The 26,326-nt window shown below is 69.6% G+C and carries 26 protein-coding genes and 1 tRNA gene; 15 read left to right on the top strand and 12 right to left on the bottom strand.

Features of this window, described 5'->3' with window-relative positions:
• Positions 1-6: 6 nt before the first annotated feature.
• Positions 7-1,131: an ATPase BagB gene (bagB, locus tag ACFY36_RS34695; RefSeq protein ID WP_499750127.1), complete on the top strand. Its 1,125-nt coding sequence runs from the start codon at positions 7-9 to the stop codon at positions 1,129-1,131.
• Positions 1,132-1,135: 4 nt separating this feature from the next.
• Here bagB and ACFY36_RS34690 read toward each other — a convergent pair whose 3' ends face one another.
• Positions 1,136-1,438 carry a WhiB family transcriptional regulator gene (locus ACFY36_RS34690; RefSeq protein ID WP_097317528.1) on the bottom strand — a complete coding sequence of 101 codons (303 nt, stop codon included), beginning with the start codon at positions 1,436-1,438 and terminating at the stop codon, positions 1,136-1,138.
• Positions 1,439-1,719: 281 nt separating this feature from the next.
• Here ACFY36_RS34690 and ACFY36_RS34685 point away from each other — a divergent pair, with 281 nt between their 5' ends.
• Together ACFY36_RS34685 and ACFY36_RS34680 are read left to right on the top strand one after the other, a co-directional pair.
• Positions 1,720-4,134, top strand: a complete 2,415-nt coding sequence (locus tag ACFY36_RS34685; protein ID WP_499750126.1) for a transglycosylase domain-containing protein — start codon at positions 1,720-1,722, stop codon at positions 4,132-4,134.
• Positions 4,135-4,191: 57 nt separating this feature from the next.
• The gene (locus ACFY36_RS34680; protein ID WP_499750125.1) at positions 4,192-4,647 is read left to right on the top strand and encodes an AAA family ATPase; all 456 of its coding nucleotides are present in this window, start codon (positions 4,192-4,194) and stop codon (positions 4,645-4,647) included.
• On the opposite strand, the gene ACFY36_RS34675 is transcribed toward ACFY36_RS34680, so the two are convergent.
• The 3 genes from ACFY36_RS34675 to ACFY36_RS34665 all read right to left on the bottom strand — a co-directional run bounded on the left by ACFY36_RS34675 (position 4,637) and on the right by ACFY36_RS34665 (position 6,462).
• Positions 4,637-4,957 carry an immunity protein Imm33 domain-containing protein gene (locus ACFY36_RS34675; protein WP_499750124.1) on the bottom strand — a complete coding sequence of 107 codons (321 nt, stop codon included), beginning with the start codon at positions 4,955-4,957 and terminating at the stop codon, positions 4,637-4,639. The genes ACFY36_RS34680 and ACFY36_RS34675 overlap by 11 nt on opposite strands.
• 462 nt (positions 4,958-5,419) lie before the next feature.
• Positions 5,420-5,496: transfer RNA gene (locus tag ACFY36_RS34670), tRNA-Pro, on the bottom strand.
• 72 nt (positions 5,497-5,568) lie between these two features.
• Positions 5,569-6,462: a metallophosphoesterase gene (locus ACFY36_RS34665; protein WP_499750123.1), complete on the bottom strand. Its 894-nt coding sequence runs from the start codon at positions 6,460-6,462 to the stop codon at positions 5,569-5,571.
• Positions 6,463-6,487: 25 nt separating this feature from the next.
• Here ACFY36_RS34665 and ACFY36_RS34660 point away from each other — a divergent pair, with 25 nt between their 5' ends.
• The 4 genes from ACFY36_RS34660 to ACFY36_RS34645 all read left to right on the top strand — a co-directional run bounded on the left by ACFY36_RS34660 (position 6,488) and on the right by ACFY36_RS34645 (position 8,690).
• Complete coding sequence (locus ACFY36_RS34660; protein ID WP_499750122.1) at positions 6,488-6,940, top strand: GatB/YqeY domain-containing protein; 453 nt, start codon at positions 6,488-6,490, stop codon at positions 6,938-6,940.
• A gap of 100 nt (positions 6,941-7,040) precedes the next feature.
• Positions 7,041-7,415 (top strand): helix-turn-helix transcriptional regulator, encoded by a 375-nt coding sequence (locus tag ACFY36_RS34655; RefSeq protein ID WP_499750121.1) that lies wholly within the window; start codon positions 7,041-7,043, stop codon positions 7,413-7,415.
• A gap of 47 nt (positions 7,416-7,462) precedes the next feature.
• The gene (locus ACFY36_RS34650; protein ID WP_499750120.1) at positions 7,463-7,813 is read left to right on the top strand and encodes a GntR family transcriptional regulator; all 351 of its coding nucleotides are present in this window, start codon (positions 7,463-7,465) and stop codon (positions 7,811-7,813) included.
• Between the two features lie 43 nt (positions 7,814-7,856).
• Positions 7,857-8,690, top strand: a complete 834-nt coding sequence (locus ACFY36_RS34645) for a DUF4190 domain-containing protein (protein ID WP_499750119.1) — start codon at positions 7,857-7,859, stop codon at positions 8,688-8,690.
• A 34-nt stretch (positions 8,691-8,724) separates the two neighbouring features.
• On the opposite strand, the gene ACFY36_RS34640 is transcribed toward ACFY36_RS34645, so the two are convergent.
• The 3 genes from ACFY36_RS34640 to ACFY36_RS34630 all read right to left on the bottom strand — a co-directional run bounded on the left by ACFY36_RS34640 (position 8,725) and on the right by ACFY36_RS34630 (position 12,471).
• Complete coding sequence (locus ACFY36_RS34640) at positions 8,725-9,024, bottom strand: hypothetical protein (RefSeq protein ID WP_097317520.1); 300 nt, start codon at positions 9,022-9,024, stop codon at positions 8,725-8,727.
• A gap of 102 nt (positions 9,025-9,126) precedes the next feature.
• On the bottom strand, positions 9,127-11,307 hold the full coding sequence (locus tag ACFY36_RS34635) for a putative bifunctional diguanylate cyclase/phosphodiesterase (protein ID WP_499750118.1): 2,181 nt from the start codon (positions 11,305-11,307) through the stop codon (positions 9,127-9,129).
• 3 nt (positions 11,308-11,310) lie between these two features.
• Complete coding sequence (locus ACFY36_RS34630) at positions 11,311-12,471, bottom strand: FIST signal transduction protein (RefSeq protein ID WP_499750117.1); 1,161 nt, start codon at positions 12,469-12,471, stop codon at positions 11,311-11,313.
• Between the two features lie 92 nt (positions 12,472-12,563).
• On the opposite strand from ACFY36_RS34630, the gene pyrE reads away from it, so the two are divergent.
• Positions 12,564-13,088 (top strand): orotate phosphoribosyltransferase, encoded by a 525-nt coding sequence (gene pyrE / locus ACFY36_RS34625; RefSeq protein WP_499750116.1) that lies wholly within the window; start codon positions 12,564-12,566, stop codon positions 13,086-13,088.
• Positions 13,089-13,094: 6 nt separating this feature from the next.
• On the opposite strand, the gene ACFY36_RS34620 is transcribed toward pyrE, so the two are convergent.
• Both ACFY36_RS34620 and ACFY36_RS34615 read right to left on the bottom strand, forming a co-directional pair.
• Entirely contained in the window at positions 13,095-14,165 is a 1,071-nt protein-coding gene (locus ACFY36_RS34620) for an aspartate-semialdehyde dehydrogenase (RefSeq protein ID WP_499750115.1), read from the bottom strand.
• Between the two features lie 11 nt (positions 14,166-14,176).
• Complete coding sequence (locus ACFY36_RS34615; protein WP_498692942.1) at positions 14,177-15,442, bottom strand: aspartate kinase; 1,266 nt, start codon at positions 15,440-15,442, stop codon at positions 14,177-14,179.
• 178 nt (positions 15,443-15,620) lie between these two features.
• Between ACFY36_RS34615 and ACFY36_RS34610 the strand changes: the two genes are divergently transcribed.
• From ACFY36_RS34610 to ACFY36_RS34580, 7 genes are all read left to right on the top strand, one after another.
• A complete protein-coding gene (locus ACFY36_RS34610) occupies positions 15,621-16,394 on the top strand; it encodes a hypothetical protein (RefSeq protein WP_499750114.1) in 774 nt (257 codons plus the stop codon).
• Between the two features lie 182 nt (positions 16,395-16,576).
• A complete protein-coding gene (gene leuA / locus ACFY36_RS34605; protein WP_499750113.1) occupies positions 16,577-18,307 on the top strand; it encodes a 2-isopropylmalate synthase in 1,731 nt (576 codons plus the stop codon).
• Between the two features lie 75 nt (positions 18,308-18,382).
• Positions 18,383-19,018 (top strand): HNH endonuclease family protein, encoded by a 636-nt coding sequence (locus ACFY36_RS34600; RefSeq protein WP_499750112.1) that lies wholly within the window; start codon positions 18,383-18,385, stop codon positions 19,016-19,018.
• Positions 19,018-19,266 (top strand): hypothetical protein, encoded by a 249-nt coding sequence (locus ACFY36_RS34595; RefSeq protein WP_499750111.1) that lies wholly within the window; start codon positions 19,018-19,020, stop codon positions 19,264-19,266. The genes ACFY36_RS34600 and ACFY36_RS34595 overlap by 1 nt, the downstream gene beginning before the upstream one ends.
• 88 nt (positions 19,267-19,354) lie before the next feature.
• Entirely contained in the window at positions 19,355-20,479 is a 1,125-nt protein-coding gene (locus tag ACFY36_RS34590; protein WP_499750110.1) for a calcium-binding protein, read from the top strand.
• A gap of 76 nt (positions 20,480-20,555) precedes the next feature.
• On the top strand, positions 20,556-21,575 hold the full coding sequence (locus ACFY36_RS34585) for a calcium-binding protein (protein WP_499750109.1): 1,020 nt from the start codon (positions 20,556-20,558) through the stop codon (positions 21,573-21,575).
• Positions 21,572-23,050: a calcium-binding protein gene (locus tag ACFY36_RS34580; RefSeq protein ID WP_499750108.1), complete on the top strand. Its 1,479-nt coding sequence runs from the start codon at positions 21,572-21,574 to the stop codon at positions 23,048-23,050. The genes ACFY36_RS34585 and ACFY36_RS34580 overlap by 4 nt, the downstream gene beginning before the upstream one ends.
• A 57-nt stretch (positions 23,051-23,107) precedes the next feature.
• Here the strand turns inward: ACFY36_RS34580 and ACFY36_RS34575 are convergent, their stop codons facing one another.
• The 3 genes from ACFY36_RS34575 to ACFY36_RS34565 are packed head-to-tail and all read right to left on the bottom strand — an operon-like array spanning position 23,108 to position 26,215.
• Positions 23,108-24,145, bottom strand: coding sequence for an ABC transporter ATP-binding protein (locus ACFY36_RS34575; RefSeq protein WP_499750107.1), 1,038 nt, complete (start codon positions 24,143-24,145; stop codon positions 23,108-23,110).
• 16 nt (positions 24,146-24,161) lie between these two features.
• Positions 24,162-25,202 carry an ABC transporter ATP-binding protein gene (locus ACFY36_RS34570; protein WP_499750106.1) on the bottom strand — a complete coding sequence of 347 codons (1,041 nt, stop codon included), beginning with the start codon at positions 25,200-25,202 and terminating at the stop codon, positions 24,162-24,164.
• A gap of 11 nt (positions 25,203-25,213) precedes the next feature.
• Positions 25,214-26,215 carry an ABC transporter permease gene (locus tag ACFY36_RS34565; RefSeq protein WP_499750105.1) on the bottom strand — a complete coding sequence of 334 codons (1,002 nt, stop codon included), beginning with the start codon at positions 26,213-26,215 and terminating at the stop codon, positions 25,214-25,216.
• Positions 26,216-26,326: the final 111 nt, after the last annotated feature.

The raw sequence follows: 26,326 nt of genomic DNA, 5'->3' as shown, positions 1-26,326 counted from the left end.
GGAGTAGTGGGTGAGGTGCTGGACGTCGACGGTCTTCTCGCCGATCCGGCCATCCGGATCGTGGTCTGCTGCGGCGCCGGCGGGGTGGGCAAGACGACCACCGCCGCCGCCATCGGCCTGCGGGCGGCCGAGGTGCACGGCCGCCGCACCGTCGTGCTCACCATCGACCCGGCCCGGCGGCTGGCGCAGTCGATGGGTCTCAGCGAGCTCGACAACACGCCGCGCCAGGTCAAGGGCATCGACGGCGAGAACGGCGGCGAGTTGCACGCCATGATGCTCGACATGAAGCGCACCTTCGACGAGGTGGTGCAGCAGCACACCACGCCGCAGCGCGCCGCCGAGATCTTCGCGAACCCGTTCTACCAGGCCATGAGCTCGACCTTCGCCGGCACGCAGGAATACATGGCGATGGAGAAGCTGGGCCAGCTGCGCTCCACCGACGAGTGGGACCTCATCGTCGTCGACACCCCGCCGTCACGCTCGGCGCTCGACTTCCTGGACGCGCCGGCCCGGCTCTCCCGGTTCCTCGACGGCCGCATGCTGCGCATGCTGCTGGCGCCGGCCCGCTCCGGCGGCCGCAGCATGTTCAGCCTGGTCACCGCGTCTTTCGGGCTTTTCTCCCGTACGGTGCAGAAGGTCCTCGGCGCCCAGTTGCTCACTGATCTGTCGGGCTTTGTGGCCGCGCTCGACTCGATGTTCGGCGGCTTCCGGCAGCGGGCCGACGAGACGTACCGCATCCTGCAGGATCCCCAGACCGCGTTTCTGCTGGTCGCGGCCCCGGAGCGCGACGCCGTGCGCGAGGCCGCGTATTTCGCCGAGCGCCTGGTCGCCGAGCGGATGCCGCTGGCCGGCCTGGTGCTCAACCGGATGCACCGTTCCGAGGTGGCCGGCCTGCCGGCCGACCGGAGCGAGGCCGCCGCCGCCGAGCTGGACGCCTCGGGCGAAAACCAGCTGACCGCCGGCGCTCTGCGGATCCACGCCAACCTCGTCCGGCAGACCGAGCGCGAGCAGCGCGTGGCCGCCACCTTCACCGACGCTTTCCCGGCCGTTCCGGCCGTCTCCGTCACGGCGCAGCCCGCCGACGTTCATGACGTCGACGGGCTGCGGACGATCGGCGCGCTTCTCGCCTAGCGGGTCAGCGGGTCGGGACGAGCACCTTGTCGGCGCCCTTGTCCTTCATCGCGGCCTCGAACATCTTTCGCCAGCTCGCCACGTGCGGGTGGCGGCGCAGCAGCGCCCGCCTCTCCCGTTCGGTCATTCCTCCCCAGACGCCGAACTCGATCCGGTTGTCCAGGGCATCGGCGAGGCATTCGTAGCGAACCGGGCAGCTGCGGCAGATCCTCTTCGCCACGTTCTGCTCGGCGCCCTGCACGAAAAGCGCGTCAGGGTCGCCACTCTGACACGCGGCCATGCTGGGCCAGTCGCTGATCATCCCCATCTGTAAACGTCCCCCCTAGCGTTACCCCCTGACGTCCGCGGGGCGTGTGTGTGTCCCCCTGAGCCACGTGGACGTCGTGCTCGGACCATCATGCTCTGTAGTTGGGCGATTACGCAACGTTGTCCCTCAAATACCTACAGCCCGGCTCTTCCGGGCAAAGGCCGCGAAGCCTACTTCACAAATCCCCACGAAAGATCCCCCGTTAGGGCAGACTGAAAGTGGGCTCTCTGAACGCGCGGTTACGTGCGGTCCTCGCGTACCCTGCTCGGGTGACCTCCTGGATGCGCAGACGCGATCACAACATCTTCGCCAATGCGACCTCGTTGCTGATCTGCGGTTTACTCGCCGGCGTCGTCGTCGCGGCCGCCGCTTTCCCCGCGGCCGCCATGTCCGGACTGGCCGCCAAGGCCGGTGGCGAGACCTTCGCGCAGCTGCCCAGCGAGCTCAAAGATTTCAGCTCCCCGCAGATCACCCGCATCTACGCCCGCGACGGCCGGACGCAGATCTCGCAGTTCTACGACGAGTTCCGCAGCGATGTCCCGATCAAGGACATCTCGAAGTTCATGCGCGACGCGATCGTGGCCGCCGAGGACCGGGAGTTCTACAACCACAACGGCGTCGACCTCAAGGGTGTCGCCCGCGCGTTCGTCAGCAACAGCGGCAAGTCCGAGTCCAAGCAGGGCGCGTCGACCATCACGATGCAGTACGTGCGCCTCTCGCTGGCGTACTCGGCGACCAACCCGCAGGAGGTCGTCGACGCCACCAAGGACACGCCGAAGCGCAAGGTCAACGAGATGAAGTACGCGCTGCAGGTGGAGAAGGAGCTGTCGAAGGACCAGATCCTCGAGCGCTACCTGAACATCGCGCCCTTCGGCAACCAGGCGTACGGCGTCTACGCGGCCAGCCAGGTCTACTTCAACAAGAAGCCCAAGGACCTGACGATCGGCCAGGCGGCCATGCTGGCCGGCATGGTCAAGGCGCCGACCAGCTTCAACCCCACCAGCTCCGAGGGCTACCCGCAGATCCGCGACCGCCGGAACAACTACATCATCCCCGGCATGGTCGAGGCCGGGATGATCACCCAGGTCCAGGCCGACAAGGCGGTCAAGGAAGCCATCCCGCGCAAGGTCAAGCCGATCAGCAACGGCTGCGTCTCGGTGGCCAACAACAACTGGGGCTTCTTCTGCGACTACTTCTACCGGTGGTGGATGAGCCAGGAGTCGTTCGGGGCGACGACGTACGACCGTGAGCGCCGGCTGAAGAGCGGCGGCTACCGCATCGTCACGACGATGGACGTCAAGGGCACGGCGGACGCCCGCAAGCGCATCTCCGAGCACATCTCGCTCAACAACAAGAACGCGCTCCTGATCTCCGGCGTCGAGCCCGGCAACGGCAAGGTCCGCATCCTGTCGGCCAACCGGCGCTACAAGCTGGACGACCCGTCGAAGCCGCAGAACCCGCTGTCGTCGGACAAGAAGAAGGCCAAGAAGGGCGTACGGGCCACCTACCCGAACACGACCAACCCGCTGCTCTCCGGCGGTGGCGACATCAGCGGCTACCAGGCCGGCTCGGTGTTCAAGATGTTCACGATGGTCGCGGCGCTGGAGAAGGGCTACCCGCTGGCGTACCCGATCAAGGCGGAGAAACGCTACAAGTCGGGCTACATCATCGATTCGGGCAACGACTCGGCCTGCCCCGGCACCCACTTCTGGTGCCCGAGCAACTCCGGTGGCGGCGGCGAGGGCGTCTACAACATGTGGACGGCCTTCGGTAAGTCCATCAACACGTACTTCGTGCCGCTGGAGGAGCGGGTCGGCGCCGAGAACGTGGTCGCCGTGGCCAAGCGGTTCGGCGTGCAGTTCCGCGTGAAGCAGGACGCCGACTTCGCCAACAACGCGGTCTCGGCCAACCAGTGGGGCGCCTTCACCCTGGGCGTGTCGGCGTCGACGCCGCTCGACATGGCGAACGCCTTCGCCGTCCTGCCCGGCGACGGCATGCACTGCGAGCCCACCCCGATCGAGCAGATCACCACGCAGTCCGGCGAGAAACTCGACATCGGCAAGCCGCGCTGCATCCGGGCCACCAGCCCCGACGTCGCCCGGGCCACGCTCGACGCGACCCGCTGCCCGGTCGGCGACTCGGCCCAGCTGGGCAACTGCAACGGCGCCACGGCCCGCGCGGTCAAGTCGACGGTGAAGCACCCGGTGTTCGGCAAGACCGGAACGACCGACGCCGACAAGACGGCGGCCCTGATCACCGGCACGACGAAGCTGGTCGTGGCGGGATATCTGGTCAATCCGGACTGGCCCCAGCACACCGACCGGATGAGCCACGACGTGGTCAACCCGGCCGTCTACGAGACGCTGGCCGACTACATGAAGGGCAAGCCGAAGGAGCAGTTCAAGGTCCCCGGCAGCAAGAAGATCGCCGAGGGCGACCAGCGCTCCATCCCCCGCGTGGCCTGCCAGTCCATCGACGACGCCAAGGACGAGATCGAGTCCGCCGGCTTCGACGCGGTGGTGGGCAACGAGGTCGAGTCCGACTGCCCGAAGGGAACGGCGGCCGGCACCGACCCCGGCGGCAAGACCATCAAGGGCGGCGTGGTCGTCATCGAGGTGAGCAAGGGCAAGGCCGTGCAGACCCCGCCGAGCGGCGCCCCGCCGGGCGGCAACAAGCCCAAGCCTCCGGGCCGCTGACGCTCCGACATCGCGGGCGGGATTTCCTTCGGGAGGTCCCGCCCGTACTTTTTGCGGATGCCCCGCATCCTGATCACCGGAATGTCCGGCACCGGCAAGTCGACGGCCCTGGCCCTGCTGGCCGCGCGCGGCCACCACACCGTGGACACGGACACCGACGAGTGGAGCGAATGGGCGGGCGACGACTGGATCTGGCGACCGGCCCCCATCACGGACCTGCTGACCACCACACCCGACGTCTTCGTGGCCGGCTGCAAGTCGAACCAGGGCCGCTTCTACCCACTCTTCGACCACATCGTGCTGCTGAGTGCCCCCGCGGCCGTCCTGCTGGCCCGTGTGCAGGCGAGAACCACCAACCCGTACGGCAGGACACCCGCCGACCGCGCCGAGATCCTGGCCAACGTGGCCGCCGTCGAGCCCCTTCTCAGAGCCACCGCCACAGCCGAGATCGACGCCACCCAGCCGGCCACCGAGATCGCCCGCCGCTTGGAAGCCTTGACCGCTACCCGGTGATCAGGCCTTCGTCGAAGTACACGTCCTCATAGCCGGGCGCGAGGACCACCGCCCACCCCGGCGGCAAGGCCAAGTAGGGGATCAGCTCCGGGGTGTGATCACCCAGGTGATCGACGTGGAGAGGGCTGTAGAAGTCGTCATCCGCAGGAGCGGCAGCCTCGCCGCGGTAGATGTACCAGCCATTCGTCGTTCCGACCGGCAGATGGCGCACGGCGTTGAGGGGCAGCAGCTCCGGGCCTCTCGACAGGGCCCTCGAACGCCGAATCGCCGGCACACGCGCCGCTGCTCCCAGGAGATCCGCACGGCGCATCCTCGCACGCCGTCAATCGCGGCGGCGGGCGAGCGCCGGCCGGTGCACCCTGATCCAGGCCTCGATGTCAGCGATCCTCCACACTCGCCCTCGGACGAGTTCGTCGTAGGGCTCCGGCCAGTCAGGACGACAGGCCAACTGGTCCACGCGCTGCCGATTGACCCCACCCAGCCGAACCCGAATCTCGGCCACACCCATCAAGTGCCTAGTCATGGAGCCACTTTACAGACGACTACCACAGATGTCATCGCCGCACATGTGTCAATCCCACGCGATTGAGATGCGAACCAGCCCCGCCCCGAAGCTCGGGCCCCGCGCGCCATCGCGCTCAAACCGAGTGCTGCTCCGATGCCCCAGAACCAGCCCTCGGCCGGCCCTCACCGGACACTGCCCCCGCTGGGGCCGGAAAGACATCAGGCCCGGTTACCGTTTCCGGTAACCGGGCCTGACCTGCACTGCTCTTGGTCGGGGTGGCCGGATTTGAACCGACGGCCTCTTCGTCCCGAACGAAGCGCGCTACCAAGCTGCGCCACACCCCGAGCTGCCAGGAAATACTATCCGACGCCTCGCCGGACGCGAAATCGGTATCCCCGGAAGCGTAAAACCGCAGGTCAGCGCGGTATGAGAGTGAGCAGCGAGGCCTCGGGGCGGCAGGCGAAGCGGATCGGGGCGGTCGGGTGGGTGCCCAGGCCGGCCGAGACGTGGAGCCACGAGTCGGAGCCGGGCCAGCGGTGCAGGCCCTTCGCCATCGACGTGGGCAGGTCGCAGTTCGTGGTGAGCGCTCCGTAGAACGGGACGCACACCTGGCCGCCGTGGGTGTGGCCGGCCAGCAGCAGCTCGAAACCGTCGGCGGCCATCGCGTCGAGGACGTGGGAGGCCGGGGTGTGTGTGACACCCAGGTGGAGGTCGGCGCCGGTGGAGACCGGGCCGGCCACGGACGGGTAGTCGTCGCGGTCGACGTGCGGGTCGTCCACGCCGGCCAGCTCGATCGAGCGGCCGCCCGCCTTCAGCACGGTGCGGGCGTTGTTCAGGTCGGCCCAGCCCGCGTCGGTCAGGGCCGCCCTCAGGTCCTCGGTGGGCAGGTCGACGCCCTGCACGTACTCGCGCTCGGGCATCAGGTATTCCAGCGGGTTCTTCCAGCGCGGGCCGCGGTAGTCGTTCGAGCCGAAGACGAACGCGCCGGGCACCTCCAGCAGCGGGTCGAGCGCTCGCAGCACGCCGGGAACAGCGGCCGGGTCCGCCATGTTGTCGCCGGTGACGATCACCAAGTCGGGGTCGGTGCCGCCCAGCGCGGCCACCCACGCCTGCTTGCGTCGCTGGTCGGGCATCATGTGCAGGTCCGAGAGGTGCAGGATCCGCAGCGGCTCGGCGTCCGGTTCGAGCACCGGCACGTCGAAGCGCCGCAGCGTGAACAGGTTGCGTTCGACCAGCGAGGCATAGGCGAGGGTCGCGCCGCCCGCGGCGGCCACCCCGGCACCCAGGGCGATAAAGGAGCGCTTACGCATGACCGAAAGAGTAGTTTCTCCGTCCATGGGAACGCTGAAGGACCGCCTGAACGATGACCTGCACGCCGCGATGAAGGGCCGCGACGAGCTGACCACCTCCACGCTGCGCATGGCCCTCGCCGCCGTCCGCAACGCCGAGGTCGCCGGCTCCGAGGCCCGTGCTCTCACCGACGACGAGGTCCTCGCGGTCCTGACCCGGGAGACCAAGAAGCGCCGCGAGGCCGCCACGGCTTTCGCCGACGCGGGCCGCGCCGAGCAGGCGTCCAAGGAGCGTTCCGAGGGCGAGGTGCTGGAGCGTTACCTGCCGAAGCAGCTCACCGACGACGAGATCGCCGGCCTGGTCCGCGAGGCCCTGTCGGCCGGCGGCTTCACCGGCAAGGCACAGATGGGCCCGGCGATGAAGGCCGCGCAGGCCGCCGTCGCGGGCCGCGCCGAGGGCGGCCGTGTGGCGGCTGAGGTCCGCCGCCAGCTCGGCTGATTGAGATGTACGCCTGGAGGGGCTCCCGCACGGGGCCCCTCCAGGGATGTTGGCACGGAGCAGGCACGACATTTACGATAGTCGCTTGTAAAGTAGCTCCATGACTAGGAATTTGATGGGGATAGCCGAAATCCGGGCTCGCATGGGCGGGATCACCCGTCAGCGGGTGTACCAGCTGGCCCTCCGCCCCGACTGGCCGAAGCCCTACGACGAGCTCGTCCAGGGCCGGGTCTGGAGAATCGCCGACATCGAGGCCTGGATCTCAGCGAACCGCCCGGCACTCGCCGACCCGATCACGAGAATTGACGGCCCCGCCCGTCGGCGGTCAAGTCGCCCGCCGGGACGAAGCGGCGCGTTCCAGGGTGATGAGCAGGCGCGGGACGCTGCCGCGAGTCCGCGCCTCGGCCACGAGCCAGACACCTTGCCGGCCGCGCTGCCCGAGTCCATTCTCGGCCCGCCACCTCTAGACGTCTAGACGTATAGCCCTCTAGTCGGGTAGCCCACTTGACCTAGGGTAAGAGCATGATCACGCGAGACAGCGAAGGTGCCGCATATCGGCAGCTGGCTGGCATGCTGCGCGGCCGCATTCGTGGCGGGGAGTTGGTTCCCGGTCAGCGGATGCCGTCCGAGAAGGATCTGCATGACGAGTTCGGGTTGGCCCGGGAGACCATCCGCCGCGCGCTCTCGCTTCTGCGGAATGAAGGCTTGGTCGAGGTTCGGCACGGGCACGGCACATTCGTGATGGACCCGCCGGGCCAGGTGGCACTCCAGCCGGGCGACAAGGCGACGTCGTCGGCCGCCATCACCGTCACGCGGGCTGACGGCGAGACCGAGATCCACCCGGCCGGGACGACCATCACGGTCGCCGGCTGATGCCGATCGGCATGTCGAGGGGTGGCGGGTCTCAAGTCGGCGCGTGAAGGGCCGATCGCTCCTGGGTGACACCGACACCCGGGAGACGAAGTCGATGACCTGCGCCAACTGTGGCTCGACGGCCATCCAGCCGAACGGCTACTGCGCCACCTGCGGCCAGCTCGCCGCCGCACCGCAGGCGGGGTGGGCCGCGCCCGACCCGACCGCGGGATACAACTACGCACCGCCGGCTGGGCAGGCGCCCACGAGCGCGCCGCCAGCCGGAGAGCTGCCGCCGCCTTATCCGCCACCACCCGGAGGTCAGCCGCCGCACTACGGGCCGCCCGCAGCGGGTCAGCCGCCGCACTATGCGCCGCCCGCCACCGACCAGCCGCCGCACTACACGCCGGCCGCCACCGGCCAGCCGCCGCACTACGCGCCGCCCGCCACCGGCCAGCCGCCGCACTACACGCCGCCCGCCGGAGAGCTGCCGCCGCCTTATTCGCCGCCGCCCGTGGGTCAGCCGCCGTACTACGCGCCGCCCGCCGCCGACCAGCCGCCTGCGGGGCAATATCCGGCTGGGGGTGGATATCCGCCGGGTGGGCAGCCCTATGTCAACGCCGCGCAGCCGCCCTATGGGATGCCTCAGAACGTGCCCTACGGGGCCGCGCCGCCGCCCTACAACCCCTCCCGGCCGGTCGGGAACAACTTCAGCATCGCTGCCTTTGTGCTGGCGGGGGTCGGTTTTCTTCTCGTTCCGCTTCTCGGCGTTCTTGGCATCGTCTTCGGCGCGGTGGCCCTGCGCCGCGGTGAGCGGCTCGGCAAGCTGGGCCTCATCATCGCCATCGTGGGCACCGTGCTCGGCTTCGTGGCCAGCGCCGCCATCAACCTGCTCTGAGGATCGTGGGGTACGGCGTCACGCCGTACCCCATTCAGAGCGCCAGCTGCGGCCTCACCGGAACCGCGGTGACCGCCGGGCCCACGCTGCGGCCCGGCAACTGCTGCTGGGGGACCGCGTACGGGCCGAGCATCGACTCGATCGCCGGTGCGATGGCCGGGCGGTCGTTGAGCTGGATGAGCCGCGCCGCGCGGGCCAGCGAGCCGGTCTCGCCGTCGCGGAAACCCTCGCGGTAGCCCTTCTCGTAGCGCTCGCCGCGGCCGAGGGCGCGGCCGAGGGCGAAGCACGTGGAGCCGGCCAGGGCTAGCAGGAAGAGCAACGCGAAGGGTGTCACCGTTATTTTCCTTCCGGGGCATATGTACCAATTAGCCGAAAAGTACCCCTCAAGGATCCCGCATGCGGTAGAGCGGTGATCAAGTACGCCAACGGGTGAAGATCAACCCAGCACGGCGATCGATGCGCGCAGCAGTTTGGCCGGCACCTCGGCCGGGTCGGTCGGGCGGCACAGGTGATATCCCTGTCCATATCCGCAGCCCAGCCGCCTGAGGGCGGCCAGCTGAGCGGCGTTCTCGATGCCCTCGGCGACCACCCTGAGGCCGAGGATCTGCGCAAGCTCCACGATCGTGCGCACCAGGGCCAGATCCTCGCCGGTGAGCTCGGCCCGCGCGATGAAGGCCCGGTCGATCTTGAGTTCGTCGACCGGGAGCTCGCGGAGGTAGGCCAGCGACGAGTAGCCCGTACCGAAATCGTCGATGGAAAGCTGCACACCCAGCCCGCGCAGCTGATGCAGCGCCGCCTTGCCCAGGTCGGGCTCGCTCATCAGCACCGACTCGGTCAGCTCCAGCGTCACCGCGCTCGACGGCAGCCCGGCGATGGCCAGCGCCTTCATCACGTTGTCGGCGAAGCGCGGATGGACCAACTGGTGGCCCGACACGTTCACGTTGAGCCCCAGGTCGGGGAAGTCGCGCCGCCAGCGGGCGACCTGCACCGCGCTCGTCTCCAGCGCCCACTGGCCGATGTCGACGATCAGCCCGAACTCCTCGGCGATCGGGATGAAGTCGACCGGCGAGACGAACCCGCGGGTCGGGCTGTACCAGCGGATCAGCGCCTCGGCGCCGACCGGCTTGCCGTCCGCGAGCCGGATCAGCGGCTGATATTGGAGGCGGAACTCGCCGTCGCGCAGCGCCCGTTGCAGGTCGCCGCGCAGGCTCAGGTGGTCGAGCGCCTCGGCGTGCATGTACGGCTGGTAGGCCAGCACCCGGCCCGGGCCGTCCTTCTTCGCCCGGTACATCGCCACGTCCGCGTTGTGCAGCAGCTCCTCCGGCTTCAGCTCAGCCTCGCGGGAGACCGCCACCCCGACGCTGGCGCCGATGAAGATCTCCCGGCCGGCCACCCGGAACGGCTCCTTCACCGCGGCCACGATCCGCTCGCCGATCAGCGTCGCCGCCTCCACCGGCGAGTCGTGCAGCAGCGCCGCGAACTCGTCGCCGCCGAGCCGGGCGATGGTGTCGCTCGCCCGCACGCATCCGCGCAGCCGCCGGGCCACCAGCGCCAGCAGCTGGTCGCCGGCCTCGTGGCCGAGGCTGTCGTTCACCGCCTTGAACCGGTCCAGATCGACGAAGAGCACGCTGGTCGGGTCCTCCACGGTCGCCCGCGAGGCCAGCACCCGGTTGAGGATGGTCAGGAACAGCGCCCGGTTGGGCAGGCCGGTGACCGGATCGTGGTGGGCCTCGCGGACCGCCTCGACCGTGCGGGCGTCGGTCAGGGCCAGGCTCACCTGCTGGGCGAAGGCGGCCAGCTGGTCGCTGCGCTCGGTGTCCTCGCCGGTCACCCCGCAGAGCAGGGCCACCAGGCAGCCGGCCATCTCGCCGGTGACCCGCACCGGGGCGGCGATCATCTGGCCGCGCGCGTCGACCCGTACGAGAGCCGATCCTCCCGCCATCGCCGCCCGGGCCAGCCCCTCCGGCGGCGTCACGCCGCCGCCCGACGTCGAGGCGATCGTGAGCCGCCGCTCCTGACCGCCCTCGGCCAGCAGCAGCGTCACCGTGGCCCCGCCCAGCAGCTCGGCCGCGCCGCCGGTCACGGCGTCCAGGATCTCCGGGAGCGGCCGCCGGGCCGAGATCCCCCGCTGGATCGTCAACAGCGTCTCCACGAGCCGCTGACGGGTCTGCGCGGAGGTCGCCTGCCGCTCCTTCTCGGCCCGCAGGTGACGTTCCGCGGCCAGCACCCGGATGCTGCGCAGGGCCAGGCCCAGCACCTGCCCCATGCCCTGGAGCATCTGCCGCTCCTCGGGCGCGAACGGCTCGGCCAGCCGGGCCACCACCAGCGCCTCGCCGGCCTGGTCGCCCAGCGGATTCGCGACCGCGTGCAGATCACCCACGTTCGGCACGACGAGCATCGGCTGGCCGGCGGCGACCTCCAGGACGCCCACTTCCGGCACGACCTTTCCGAAGCCGTACGCCCCGTGCACGCCACCCTCGCGCACGACCGCGCCGACCTCGGCGTCGACCATCTCGGTCGCCCGCTCGACCGCGTTCGCGATGGCCGACGTCTCGTCCTCGGCCGCGTTGACCGCGGTGAAGTACTCGGTGAGCTGATGCGTCGACCAGGCCAGCATGGGTCAGGCCAGGGCGAGGGTGACGAGGGTCAGATGGTGCATGCCGAGCGCGCCGCGCACCCGGGCGATCTCCCCCAGCGTGTAGAGGCCGGCGTACGGTGCGTCGCCCAGGGACGCGTGCATGGCCCGCATCTCGGCGTCGAGCCCGCCCTCGATCAGGCCGGCCCGGCGGCCGCCGCAGTCGAAGGCGAGCACACCGAGCGGCGGCAACGGCTCGAGCTGGGCCACCGCCTCGGCGCAGGACTGGGTGGTGCCGTCCAGCAGCGCCTGCCGGTCGCCCTCCATGAGCCAGACCAGCGCGCCCTGCGGCACGTCGGCCGTGCCCCAGACCGAGCGCTCGGCGTCGTCCCCGGCATGGATCACCCGGATGTCCTCGCCGCTGCGCCGGGAGAGCCCGAGCGGCTGCAACTGCCGTCCCCGGTCGAAGAACTCCTCGGCCGAGCCGTCGAAGTCGTTGCGCCGCAGCAGCACGTCCAGCGCCGGCTGGCCGTCGAGCTGGTAGATGTGCGGGCCGTGGCTCTTGGTGACGACCATGGGCGGTTCGGTGCGCCGCCAGCCGTGGGCCACGCCGACGCCGATCGGGCCGTCCGAGCCGAGCCCGAGGCCGATGACGGCGCCGCTGAGCACCTCGTCGCCGTAGAACTGGAAGGTCTGCTGGAAGCGCCGGTCGTCGGCCGAGAAGCCGCCGACCAGCGGGATCGTGGCGCCGAGAGCCGAGTAGGCGCCCCGGACGATCTCGTGCGGGCGCCCGGACAGGCCCTCGCAGAGCAGGATCAGCACCTGGTGCTCGTCGTGCAGGCCGTGGACGGCGTCGGCCGCCGCCGCGCCGGCCGCCCGCGGGTCGGACGGGTTGATCGGCGCGACCTTCACCCGCACGGTGAAGCCGTCGCCGCCGAGGGCCGCGACCGACACGCCGCCGTCGGTCACCCCGGCGCTGCCCAGCTCGCCCATGGTGGTGCAGCCGACGATCTCGGCCGCCGGGCCGGCCTCGGCCCGCACGGCGGCCAGCAGGGCCGGCAGATCGTGGCTCGCGGAGGCGAAGACGAAGACCGCCTTGGCCGTACGCCCACCCACGGCCGCGTGTGCGGCCTCGGCGCCCGCCTTGGCGGAGTCGGGGGCGCTGCTCTGGCCCACGCCGAACCAGCGGTGCGGGTTGATCTGCATGATCCTCTGATCGGCACGATTTGTCGGTTGCTGAGTGGTTGCTTGTGGGGTGCTGTCGTCCGTCCCCGAGGGGCCTGACAGGCTAGTCCCTCGTGAGTGACTCTGACCTTGCGCGGCAGGTCCGCGCCGTGAGCCGGCTGACCGGCGAGTTCGTCCTGCGCTCGGGCCGGGTGGCGAACGAGTACTTCGACAAGTACCAGTTCGAAGCCGACCCGGTGCTGCTCGACAAGCTGGCCGAGCAGATGGCCGTGCTGATCCCCGAGGGCACCGAGGTGCTGGCCGGTCTCGAGATGGGCGGCATCGCCGTGGTGACCGCGGTGGCCCGGCACGCCGGTCTGCCCACGGCCTTCGTTCGCAAGCAGGCCAAGCAGTACGGCACCGCGCGGCTGGCCGAGGGCGCCGAGGTGGCCGGCCGCCGGGTGCTGGTGGTCGAGGACGTGGTGACCTCGGGCGGCCAGGTCGTCATCTCGACGAACGACCTGCGCAAGCTCGGCGCCCACGTCGACCACGCGCTCTGCGTGATCGACCGGCAGGAGGGCGGCACCGAGGCGCTGGCCGCCGACGGCATCACGCTGCGCGCGCTGCTGACCCGCGCCGACCTGGAAGCCGTGGCCTGATCGTTCTCAAGAGCCGCCGGGCTGTTTCGAGAGCTCGGCGGCCAACATCTCCGCGATCTGCACGGTGTTGAGGGCCGCGCCCTTGCGCATGTTGTCGCCGGTGACGAAGAGGTCGAGGGCCCGCGGGTCGTCCATGGCCCGGCGGATGCGGCCCACCCAGGACGGGTCGGTGCCGACCGCGTCGATCGGCATCGGGAACTCGCCCGCCTCGGGGTCGTCGACCAGGATCACCCCGGGCGCGTTGCGCAGGGCCTGCCGGGCGCCCTCGGCGTCGACCTCGGAGCCGAAGACGGCGTGGACCGCGATCGAGTGGCCGGTGACCACCGGGACGCGGACGCAGGTGGCCGAGACCTTCAGCGCCGGCAGCTGGAGGATCTTGCGGGACTCGTTGCGGAGCTTGAGCTCCTCGGACGACCAGCCGAGCGCTTCGAACGCTCCCGACCAGGGCACCACGTTCAGCGCCAGGGGCGCCGAGAACGGGCCGAGATCGTCGCCGACGGCCTGGCGCACGTTGCCCGGCCGTGAACCCAGCAGCCGGTCGCCGGCGACCTTGCTGAGCTGGTCGTGCAGGGTGTCCACACCGAACTGGCCGGCCCCCGAGGCCGCCTGGTAGGAGGCCAGGACCAGCTCGCGCAGGCCGTACTCGCGGTGCAGCGGGGCGATCGCCATGATCATCGCCATCACCGTGCAGTTGGCGTTGGCCACGATGTTGCGCGGGCGGTGGCGCAGCGCGTCGGGGTTTACCTCGGGCACCACGAGCGGGACGTCGGGCTCCATGCGGAACGCGGCCGAGTTGTCCACCACGATCACGCCACGGTCGGCGACGACCGGCGCCCAGTCACGCGACACGTCGTCGGGCACGTCGAACATGGCGACGTCGACCCCGTCGAACGCCTCGGGGGTGAGCTCGGCGACGGTGAGCTGCTCCCCGCGACAGCTCAGCTGCTTGCCGGCCGACCGCGCCGAGGCGATCAGCCGGATCTCACCCCAGACGTTGCGCCGGGAGGAGAGCAGCTCGAGCATGACCGTGCCGACGGAGCCGGTGGCTCCGACGACGGCGAGCGTGGGCTGCGCCATGGCAGGCGGTCTTACCGGCCGGTGCCCGCGTAGACCACCGCCTGCTCGCCGCCGCCCAGCTCGAACTGGTCGTGCACGGCGCGGACCGCGGTGTCGAGGTCGCTGTCACGGCAGACCACGGAGACCCTGATCTCCGAGGTGGAGATCATCTCGATGTTGACACCGGCCTCGCCGATGCAGGCGAAGAAGGAGGCCGCGACGCCCGGGTGCGAGCGCATGCCGGCGCCGATGAGCGAGACCTTGCCGACGTGGTCGTCGAAGAGCAGGCTCTTGAACTTCACCTGGTCCTTGATCTTGTCGAGCGCGGTCATCGCCGTGGAGCCGTCGGCCTTGGGCAGGGTGAACGAGATGTCGGTACGCCCGGTGCCCTCGGTCGACACGTTCTGCACGATCATGTCGATGTTGATCTCGGCGGAGGCCACGGTCTCGAAGATGCGGCCGGCCGCGCCGGGCTCGTCCGGGACACCGACGATCGTGATCTTGGCTTCGCTTCGCTCGTGTGCGACCCCGGTGATGAGCGCTTGTTCCACGGAAGGGTCCTCCATCGATCCGGTGACCAGGGTGCCGGGCTTGTGGGAATACGAAGAGCGTACGTGGATGGGTACCTTGAAACGGCGCGCGTATTCCACGCATCGCAACATCAGCACCTTCGCCCCACCGGCGGCAAGCTCGAGCATCTCCTCGTACGTGATCTGCTTGATGTGCTTGGCGTCGGGGACGATCCGCGGGTCGGCCGTGAAGACGCCGTCCACGTCGGTGTAGATCTCGCACACGTCGGCGTGCAGGGCGGCGGCGAGCGCCACCGCGGTGGTGTCGGAGCCGCCGCGGCCCAGGGTGGTGATGTCCTTGGTGTCCTGCGAGACGCCCTGGAAGCCGGCCACGATCGCGATCGCGCCCTCGTCGAGCGCGCTGCGCAGGCGGCCGGGGGTCACGTCGATGATCCGGGCCTTGCCGTGGGTCGAGGTGGTCAGCACGCCGGCCTGCGAGCCCGTGTACGACCTCGCCTCGTACCCGAGGTTGTGGATGGCCATCGCCAGCAGCGCCATCGAGATGCGCTCACCCGAGGTGAGCAGCATGTCGAGCTCGCGGCCGGGCGGTAGCGGGCTCACCTGGTTGGCGAGGTCCATGAGCTCGTCGGTGGTGTCACCCATCGCGGAGACCACGACGACGACGTCGTCACCGGCCTTGCGGGCGGCGACGATCCGCTCGGCGACCCGCTTGATCCGCTCGGCGGTCGCGACGGACGAGCCCCCGTATTTCTGCACCACCAGTGCCACGGCGATCCAATCCTTGGCGTACAAACAATCGCCACCACACTAGCCGTGACCGCCTCGCACGCCGACAGGCGATCCCAGAATCCGGCCCGCCGCGACCGGGGACACGCACGACACGCCGACGTGCGGACAGAGCGATACGGCCGATGGAGGCGAGAATGTCTCGGTGCGCCCTCGCTTGATGCCTCTGTCCGCCGCCGTCCTCCTCGTGACGGCCGTCGGCGCGTGCGGCGACGCCGCGGGCGGCACCACCACGCCCACGTCGCCGGCCTCGGCGCCACCCCCGGCCACCGGCACGCCGGACGCCCGGGTCGCGCTGGCCGGACGGGCCGCGGCCGCCATGGACAAGGCCTACGCGGCGCTCTACACCCTGGATCAGGGCGGCGGAAAGGTGCGCAACGTGGTCGCCACGGTCGGCGCCGACGGCACGTGGAAGGTGGACGTCGGCGGCGGGGCGCTGGGCGGCACGGCCGACGTGTCGCTCGTCTCGATCTCCACCGGGGTCTATCAGTGCACCATCTCCTCGGCCACCAACCCGATCACGCCGACCTGCGTCAAGCTGGCCGCCCCGGGCAAGCGCGTCCCCAAGGAGTACGACCTCGAGGTGCAGCGCCTGTTCCGGCAGTGGCTGAGCGTGTTCACCGACCGGCAGGCGGCGATCGCGGTGACCGAGGTGCAGCCGCTGGCCGGCGCCAAGGGCGACTGCTTCTCGGTCGACTCGACCGCGGCGTCGCTGGCCGACCCGGTCGACATCGGCATCTACTGCTACTCGACCGACGGCGTGCTGACCGCGGCCCGGGTCGGCTTCGGTGTGCTCAAGATGGTCAGTGAGTCGACCGGACCGGCGACCGTGCAGCTGCCGGGCGCCGTGACCGCCGGGCCGCCGATGGGCCAGGACGCCCCGCCGCCGGTGAACCCGCAGGTGACCCAGCCCTCGCTCGCGCCGTCGGCGTGACTTCCCACGATCCGGGCGTCTTGCTGGCCACGCTGTTGCCGAGCGCGTAACGTCGCAACCGACATGTGGCAGGCGTTCCTTCTTCTTCGCTGCCGCGACGAGGCCCCATCCCAGGCCGGCACCTCGTCGCGGAGTTGACGCGCGCCGCCTTCCTCGCCTCGCCCTCTTAGGAGCAGTTCCACATGTCCGAGTCCAGTCCCTTCGCGTCGCAGCGTGCCAGCAAGATGCCGTTCGAGCGCTACGTGCCGTACCAGAAGCAATTCGCCGTCGATCTGACCGACCGGCAATGGCCGGCCAAGCACGTCGAGGCCGCCCCGCGCTGGTGCGCGGTCGACCTGCGCGACGGCAACCAGGCCCTGATCGACCCGATGTCCCCCGAGCGCAAGCGGCGCATGTTCATGCTGCTGGTCCAGATGGGCTACAAGGAGATCGAGGTCGGCTTCCCGGCCGCCAGCCAGACCGACTACGACTTCGTCCGCCAGCTCATCGAGCAGGACCTGATCCCCGACGACGTCACCATCCAGGTGCTGGTGCAGTGCCGGGAGCACCTGATCGAGCGCACGTTCGAGTCGATCCGCGGCGCCAAGCGCGCGATCGTGCACTTCTACAACTCGACGTCCACGCTCCAGCGCCGGGTCGTCTTCGGCCTGGACAAGGACGGCATCACCGACATCGCGACCACGGGCGCGCGCCTGTGCCAGAAGTACGCCGAGATCCACACCCCGGACACCGAGATCTTCTACGAATACTCGCCGGAGTCCTACACGGGCACCGAGCTGGAGTACGCGCTGGAGATCTGCTCGGCCGTGATCGACGTGATCGACCCCACGCCGGCCCGCCCGCTGATCATCAACCTGCCGGCCACCGTCGAGATGGCCACCCCGAACGTCTACGCCGACTCGATCGAGTGGATGCACCGCAACCTGCCCCGCCGCGAGTCGGTGGTGCTGTCGCTGCACCCGCACAACGACCGCGGCACCGCGGTCGCCGCGGCCGAGCTGGGCCTGCTGGCCGGGGCCGACCGCATCGAGGGCTGCCTGTTCGGCAACGGCGAGCGCACCGGCAACGTCGACCTGGTCACCCTGGGCCTCAACCTGTTCTCGCAGGGCATCGACCCGATGATCAATTTCTCCGACATCGACGAGATCAAGCGCGCCGTCGAGTACTGCAACCAGCTGCCGGTGCACGAGCGTCACCCGTACGTCGGCGATCTGGTCTACACCGCCTTCTCAGGCTCGCACCAGGACGCGATCAAGAAGGGCTTCGCGGCCCTCCAGGCCGACGCCGACGCGGCCGGTGCCGACATCGACAAGTTCACCTGGGGTGTGCCCTACCTGCCGGTCGACCCGAAGGATCTGGGCCGCAGCTACGAGGCGGTCATCCGGGTCAACTCGCAGTCCGGTAAGGGCGGCGTGGCGTACATCATGAAGGAAGAGCACAAGCTCGACATGCCGCGGCGGCTGCAGATCGAGTTCTCCGGCGTCGTGCAGCACCACACCGACGAGGAGGGCGGCGAGGTCAGCGCCCAGGAGATGTGGGACATCTTCGCGGCCGAATATCTGGTCGAGCACCAGCTCGGCTCCGCCTTCAAGGTCGTCGACTTCCGCACGTCGACCGTGGACGGCAAGGTCGAGGTCGACGTCGAGGTCTTCCACCGCGGCCAGCGGCGGCCGCTGGTCGGCGTCGGCAACGGCCCGATCGACGCCTTCGTGCAGGCGATCGAGCCGCTGGGCGTCAAGGCCCGGGTCCTCGACTATCAGGAGCACGCGCTGACCTCCGGCGGCGACGCCCAGGCCGCGGCGTACGTCGAGGTCGAGGTCGGTGACCGCACGGTGTGGGGCGTCGGCATCGACGAAAACATCGTGAGCGCCTCGATCAAGGCCGTGAACAGCGCCGTCAACCGCGCTCGATAGGTTTCCCGGCGGCGTCTCCTCCGATCGGCTGATCTTGCTGAGCGGAGGGGGCGCCGCACTCCTAGGCTGGGACATGTGTCCCCTCGCATCCCGCTTGCTCTCGCCACCGCCCTGCTCGCGCTGACCGCCTGCGAGCCCGTCTCCGTCTCCCCCTCCGACACGGGCGAACCGACCTCCAAGCCCGGGTCCGCCAACTCCTCGGCCCAGCTCGCGAAGCTGACCGTGGCCAAGGCCGGCTCGATGGCCGGATACAGCCGGGAGAAGTTCCCGCACTGGCGCGACACCGGGTCGAACTGCGACGTGCGCGACTCGGTGCTCAAGCGCGACGGCCGCAACGTCAAGTTCTCCGGCTGCAACGTCGTGGCCGGCACCTGGACCAGCTTCTACGACGGCCAGGTCCTCAACTCACCGACCAAGGTCGACATCGACCACATGGTGCCGCTGGCCAACGCCTGGCGGTCGGGCGCCTCGAAGTGGACGACCGACAAGCGGGGCGACTTCGCCAACGACCTGGACGACCCGCAGCTGATCGCGGTGTCGGCCAGCTCGAACCGGTCCAAGGGCGACCAGGACCCGTCGACCTGGAAACCGTCCGAAACCAGCAGTTGGTGCGAATATGCGAAAGACTGGATCGCCGTGAAGACCAAGTGGAAACTCACGGTCACCGACAAGGAGAAGTCCGCGCTCGACGACATGTTGAGGAAGTGCTGATGCCCGAGCTCACTACCGATATCGTCGCCGGCCCCGGTGGGGTCATGACCGACGAGGTCGGCGTCGTGACCGGCGATCTGACCCTGCGCACCGAGCTGACCGGCGCCGACGCGGTGGTCCGGGTCCAGTACAAGGACGCCGAGGAGTGGTACACGGTCACCGGCGCCAAGGCCACGCTCAAGGACCCGGCCGACGCCGAAGCGATCCACATCGTCGTATCGGGCATCCTAAATCGTCCGGAAGGCTGATCTTCAAGGCCGGTACGGGGCAGCAGAACGGGTCCGTACCGTCCTATGCTCTCGGAGCCTCGCAACGCGGATGCTCCAAGGAGACCTCATGAAGATCGGCAAGAAGCCCGCGCGCGCCGCGGTCGTCACGGTCGGCGCCATCGGCGTCGCGGCCGTCGGCTGGCTGGCCATCCCGGCCGACGCGGCGACCGCCGCCGGCGTCGTCAAGGTCGTCAACGGCAGCCGCGTGCAGTACGTCGCCGCCGCCGGCCGCACCAACCAGGTGATCGTCACCCGTTCCGGCAACACCATCACGGTCGACGACACCACCACCGCCATCAAGGCCGGCGCCGGCTGTGGCGCGGTCAAGGGCGACAAGACGAAGATCCGCTGCACCCTCAAGGTCAAGCCGACCTGGATCATCGCGAGCCTGCTCGACGGGAACGACAGTTTCCTGAACAAGACCGATCTCAGCTCGACGGTCGCGGGGGGCGCCGGGAACGACAAGATCTACGGTGGCCCGAAGGCCGACAGCCTCCAGGGCAACGACGGCGTCGACGCCATCTGGGGCCAGGACGGCAACGACACCATCGTCGGCGGCAACGGCAACGACGCCCTCTCGGGCGGCAACGGCGACGACATCCTCGACGGCGCGGCCGGCGTCGACCGCCTCTACGGCTCGAACGGCGACGACGTCCTGGGCGGCCAGGCCGGCGGCGACATCGAGGACGGCGGCAACGGCGACGACATCTTCCTGCAGCTCCTGCAGTACGCACCGGGCACCGACGCCGACGTCCTGATCGGCGGCGCCGGCGAGGACGCGGTCGACTACAGCATCGACTACCGCACCAAGGGCATCCGGGCCGACGCCGACGGCGTCAAGGGTGACGACGGCGCGGCCGGCGAGAAGGACACCATCAGCGGCACGATCGAGGCCATCCTCGGCGGCGCCGGCAACGACGTGCTGGTCGGCACGGCCCGCACGGACTTCCTGCTCGGCGGTCCCGGCAACGACGTGATCGGCGCCGGCGCCGGTAACGACTACCTGGCCGGCGAGGAGGGTGTCGACACCCTGAACGGCGCCGCGGGCACCGACTTCTGCTCGCAGGACTACGACGGCGACAAGTTCATCAGCTGCGAGCAGATCTCCAGCGACCTGTCCGCCAAGGGCAACAAGAGCCGGCCGTCCCTCGACGTGGACGCGATCCGCGCCAAGGAAGACGTTCTCGGCTGACGCTGAGTTTTTTCCTGAAGAGGGCGGTCCCACGCGGGGCCGCCCTCTTTTCCCCTCTTCGCATCCAGAGGTGCACATGCGTCGCTTCCCCCGGCCGGCCCGCATCCTTCTCCCCGTGGCGGCCGTCCTCTCCGTCGGCGCCATCGCGGTGCCGGCCCAGGCCGCCACCTACATCGGCACCGTCGCCGTCGAGCGGTCGTCCATCGTGGCCTACGTGTCCCAGCTCGGCACGGCCCGGCACAACGTCAGCATCACCCGCTCCGGCCGCACCGTGACGGTCGACGACTCCGTGCCGGTCAAGGCCGGCAAGGGCTGCGCCGCCGTCAGCGGCGACCGTACGAAGGCCCGCTGCACCCTCAAGGTCAATCCGACCTGGCTCCGCGTGGTCCTGGGCGGCTACAACGACATCCTGGTCAACCGGACCGACCTGTCGATGACCGCGAACGGCGGGGCCGGCAACGACCGGATCACCGGCGGCCCCAAGCGCGACATCATCGACGGCAACGCCGGCTCGGACGCGATCTGGGGTCTGGGCGGCAACGACGACATCAGCGACCCGGACGGCGCCAACGCCCTCTCCGGCGGCGACGGCAACGACGTGCTCATCGGCGGCTGGGGCAACGACCGGCTGTACGGCGGCAACGGCGACGACGAGCTCAACGGCTTCCTCGGCAACGACATCGAGGACGGCGGCGCCGGCAACGACCACTTCTCCCAGAACGACAACCCGGACCGGGCCGACGCCGACGCCTTCGTGGGTGGCGCCGGCTTCGACACTGTCTCGTACGTCTTCCGCAGCAAGCCGGTGACGGCCGACGCCGACGCCGTGCGCGGCGACGACGGCGTGCCGGGCGAACGCGACACGATCGGCACCTCGGTCGAGGCCATCATGGGCGGCTCCGGCAACGACCGGCTGATCGGCACGGCCCGCGCCGACTACCTCTACGGCGAGGCCGGCAACGACGTCATCAACGGCTACGCCGGCAACGACCTCCTGATCGGCGGCGCCGGCCGCGACTCGGTCAACGGCGGCGTGGGCACCGACCAGTGCGAGCGTGGCAGCGGCGACACCGTCCTGTACTGCGAGGCGTCGTGAAGCTGACGAAGCGGGTCGCGGCCACCGTCCTCGGCGGCGCCGCGGTGGCGGCGACCGTGATGGTCGCCCTCCCGGCCGACGCGGCCGCCAAGGGCACGGTGTATGTCGTGGACAAGTCGGTCGTGGCCATGGTCGACAACTCGGGCCGGGCCCACAACGTGTCGATCACCCGTTCCGGCCGCACGATCACCGTCGACGACGTCGTCGGGATCACGGCCGGGGCCGGCTGCGCCAAGGTCGACGGTACGAAGGTGCGCTGCGCCCTGAAGGTCGACCCGTCCCGGATCCGGGTCCAGTTCGGCCCCAAGAACGACACACTGGTCAACCGGACCGACGTCGCCATCACCGCGCGCGGTGGTGCGGGCGCCGACCGGCTCACCGGCGGCTCGCGCGCCGATCTGCTGGAGGGTGACGCCGGCACCGACGCGATCTGGGGCATGGGCGGCAACGACAACATCGAGGGCCACGACGGCAACGACGCGCTCTCCGGCGGCGATGGCAACGACAGCGTCCGCGGCGGCGACGGCGGCGACAAGCTCTACGGTGGCAACGGAGCCGATGTCATCGACGACCAGGGCGGCAACGACCGGGTGTACGGCGGCAACGGCAACGACATGCTCTTCGCCGGCCTGGGCAACGACATCTTCGACGCCGGACCCGGTGACGACGAGATCCGGCACACCGATGACTCGCCGGGAGCGGACGCGGACTCCTTCATCGGGGGCACCGGACTCGATTTCGTGAGCTACGAATGGATCACAAAGCCGGTCGTGGCCGATGCCGACGCCGTCCGCGGTGACGACGGCCGGGCCGGCGAGCACGACACCATCGGCGCCTCGGTCGAAGGCATCATCGGCGGGTTCGGCAACGACCGTCTGATCGGTACGGCACGGCGCGACTGGCTCGCCGGTGGTCCCGGCAACGACGTGGTCGCGGGCAGCGCGGGCGACGACATTCTCAGCGGCGGCCCGGGACGCGACTATGTCAGCGGCGCCGCCGGCAACGACATGCTCTACGGCGACGAGCAGCTCGACATGTACCCGGTGGCCGCGGACACCCTGCTCGGTGGGCCGGGCCGCGACACCGTGAACTACGGCGCCTACACCCGGCCGCTCACGATCGACCTGGACGGCGCCGCCGGCGACGACGGGCAGGCCGGGGAGCGCGACACCGTCGGCGCCGACGTGGAGGATGTCTACGGGGGCGCCGGCAACGACCGGATCACCGGCAACGCGGCCGCCAACAACCTGGACGGCGACGGCGGCAACAACGTCATCCGCGGCGGCGGCGGCAACGACAACCTCACCGCCACCGACGGCCTGAACTACTTCTACGGCGATGCCGGCAACGACCGGATCAACACCAACGACCGCGACAAGGACGACCACGTCAACGCGGGCGACGGGACCGGCGACCACTGCATCGCGGATGCCGGCGACGCCATCGGCAACTGCGAGAAGGTCGAACGCTACTAGGACAACGGCAAAGGGCCGCTCCCTCGCCGGGAGCGGCCCTTTCCTCGTACGGACGAATCAAGCGGGAGTAGCCGCCGGACGGCGACCCACGACGGCCTCGTCGTCGACCACCGGGAAGTGGCAGGCGGTGAGGTGGCTGGCCGGGTCGTCGAGCCGCGTGACCAGCGGCGGCTCCTCGGTGGCGCAGATGTCCTGCGCCTTCCAGCAGCGCGTGCGGAAGCGGCAACCGGACGGCGGGTTGATCGGGCTCGGCACGTCACCGGTGAGCAGCACGCGGTCGCGCTGGGCGCGGTCGCGCCGGACCGGGTCGGGCACCGGAACCGCCGACATCAGGGCCACGGTGTACGGGTGACGCGGGTTCTTGTAGAGGTCGTCCCGCTCCGCCACCTCGACGACCTTGCCGAGGTACATGACGGCGACGCGGTCCGAGATGTGGCGCACCACGGACAGGTCGTGCGCGATGAAGACGTACGTCAGGTCGAACTCGCGCTGAAGGTCGTCCAGCAGGTTGACCACCTGGGCCTGGATCGACACGTCGAGGGCCGAGACCGGCTCGTCCGCGATGATCAGCTTAGGCCGCAGGGCGAGCGCCCGGGCGATGCCGATGCGCTGGCGCTGGCCGCCGGAGAACTCGTGCGGATAGCGGTTGTAGTGCTCCGGGTTGAGGCCGACGAGCTCCAGCAGCTCCTGCACGGCCTTCTTGAGGCCCTGCGGGGTCGGGATGTTCTGGATCTGCAGCGGCGCCGAGACGATCGAGCCGACCGTGTGCCGCGGGTTCAGCGACGAGTACGGGTCCTGGAAGATCATCTGTACGTCGCGGCGCAGCGGCCGCAGCTGGGTCACCGACTTGTGGCTGATGTCCTCACCCTCGAAGGTGATCGTGCCACTGGTCGGCTCCAGGATGCGGGTGAAGAGCCGCCCCGTGGTCGACTTGCCGCAGCCGGACTCGCCGACCAGGCCCAGCGTCTCGCCCGACCGCACCTCGATGTCGATGCCGTCGACCGCTCGCACGGCGCCGACCTGGCGCTTGAACAGGCCCTTTGTGATCGGGAAGTGCTTCTCCAGCCCCTTCACCTCGAGCAGGTTCTCGCTCATCTAAATCACTCCATGCTCAGAGATTGGGTAGCACTTCCTGCTGGAAGATCTTGGTGCGCTCTTCCGCCGGCAGGTGACAGGCGACCTTGTGGATGTCGCCGCGAAGTTCGGGGGTCTCGGTGAAGGACCGGTCGCCGTTGCGCCCGGCGTACGGGCAGCGCGGGTTGAAGGCGCAGCCGTGCGGCAGGTTGATCAGGCTGGGTGGGGTGCCCTTGACCGGGTTGAGCCGGTCGCGGACCTCGCGGTCGAGGCGCGGCATCGAGCCGAGCAGACCCCAGGTGTACGGGTGCTGCGGCTGCTGGAAGACGTCGACCGCCGGGCCCTTCTCGATCACCTTGCCGCCGTACATGACGAGCACCTCGTCGGCGAGCTCGGCGACCACACCGAGGTCGTGGGTGATCATGATGACCGCGGAGCCGAACTCCTCCTGCAGGTCACGGATCAGGTCGAGGATCTGCGCCTGCACGGTCACGTCGAGCGCGGTGGTCGGCTCGTCGGCGATCAGCAGCGCCGGGTCGTTGACCAGCGACATCGCGATCATGGCGCGCTGCCGCATGCCGCCCGAGAACTGGTGGGCGTAGTCGTTGAAGCGCCGCTCCGGCTGCGGGATGCCGACCCGGGCGAGCATGTCGATGGCCCGCTCGCGGGCGACCTTCTTGTTCACGCCGGGGTGGTGCACCCGGTAGGCCTCGACGATCTGCGACCCGACCGTGAAGTACGGGTGCATCGCGCTCAGCGGGTCCTGGAAGATCATCGACATCTTGCCGCCGCGGAGCTTGCGGACCTCTTCGTCGGTGGCGGTGACGAGTTCCTTGTCGTCGAGCCAGATCTCGCCGGAGACCTTCGCGTTGCTACGGGTGCGGTGCAGGCCGAGCACGGCCAGCGAGGTCACGCTCTTGCCGGAGCCGGACTCGCCCACGATGCCGAGGGTCTGTCCCTTCTCCAGGCTGAACGTCGAGCCGGTGACGGCCTGCACGATGCCGTCGTCGGTCTCGAACCGGACGTTGAGATCTTTGATCTCGAGGAACGGGCGGGCGTTGGTGGCGCCGATGGACACGTGACTCTCCCTCAGGCCAGCCGGACGCGCGGGTCGATCCAGCCGTAGACCAGGTCCACGATCAGGTTCGCGAAGACGATGAAGAACGCGGCGATCAACGTTACACCGAGGATGATCGGCAGGTCGTTCTGGCGGATGGCCTGCAGAGCCTGGTAGCCGAGGCCGCGGAGGTTGAAGACCGTCTCGGTGAGGACGGCGCCGCCGAGCAGCGCGCCGAGGTCGAGGCCGAAGACGGTGACGATCGGGGTCAGACCCGACCGGAGGGCGTGCTTGCCGATGACGACCCGCTCGGTCAAACCCTTGGCCCGGGCCGTACGCACGTAGTCCTCACCCAGGGTTTCCAACATGTTGGCCCGGGTGAGTCGCGCGTACGTCGCCGCGAACAGGAAGGCGAGCGTGACCCACGGGAGGATCAGGTTGACGAACCAGTCGGCCGGATTCTCCAGGAACGGCACGTACTGACCCTGAGGGAGCCAGCCCAGCCAATAGACGAAGATTGCCGTGGAGAGCAGACCGGTGAAGTAGACCGGTAGCGAGACACCGGCTAATGCGGTGGTCATGGCGGCCCGGTCGATGAACGAGCCTCTTCGGAGTGCGGAGATCACGCCGAAGGAGATGCCGATGACGAGCCAGAGGACCGCGGCGCCGATAGCCAGCGACAGGGTGACCGGGATGTCCTCCAGCAGCAGCGGCGTGACTTCCTGGTCGGTCGCGAACGAGTAACCGAAACAGGGCGCCGGGCAGTGGGTGACGTCCGGGCCGTTGGCGTAGTCCCGGCCGGCCACGAGGCCCTTGAGGAACTTGCCGTACTGCACATAGATGGGGTCGTCGAACCCCATCTTCTGCCGGATGCCCTCGATCGCCACGGGGTCCGACTGCTTACCGATATAGAGCAGCGCCGGATCACTACCGGTGGCCTTCGGAATCGCGAAGAAGATGCCGAAGGTGACCGCGGTCACCACGAGCAGCGTGATGATCGCGTTGATCACGCGACGAACGATGTATGCCAGCACGACATTCGGCCGAGAGACGGGCGGGCATCAGATCCTCGCGGAACCGATGCCCGCCCGCCGGGGGCGGCCTTCACCAACCCTTCGAATTACCCGTTGTTACTGGGGTGGAAC

Origin of the sequence: Actinoplanes sp. NPDC000266 (genome assembly GCF_042899005.1) — a bacterium.
Taxonomy (GTDB): Bacteria; Actinomycetota; Actinomycetes; order Mycobacteriales; family Micromonosporaceae; genus Actinoplanes.
Note: the sequence above shows the minus strand (reverse complement) of the source record. Positions and strands in the feature narration are given on the sequence as shown.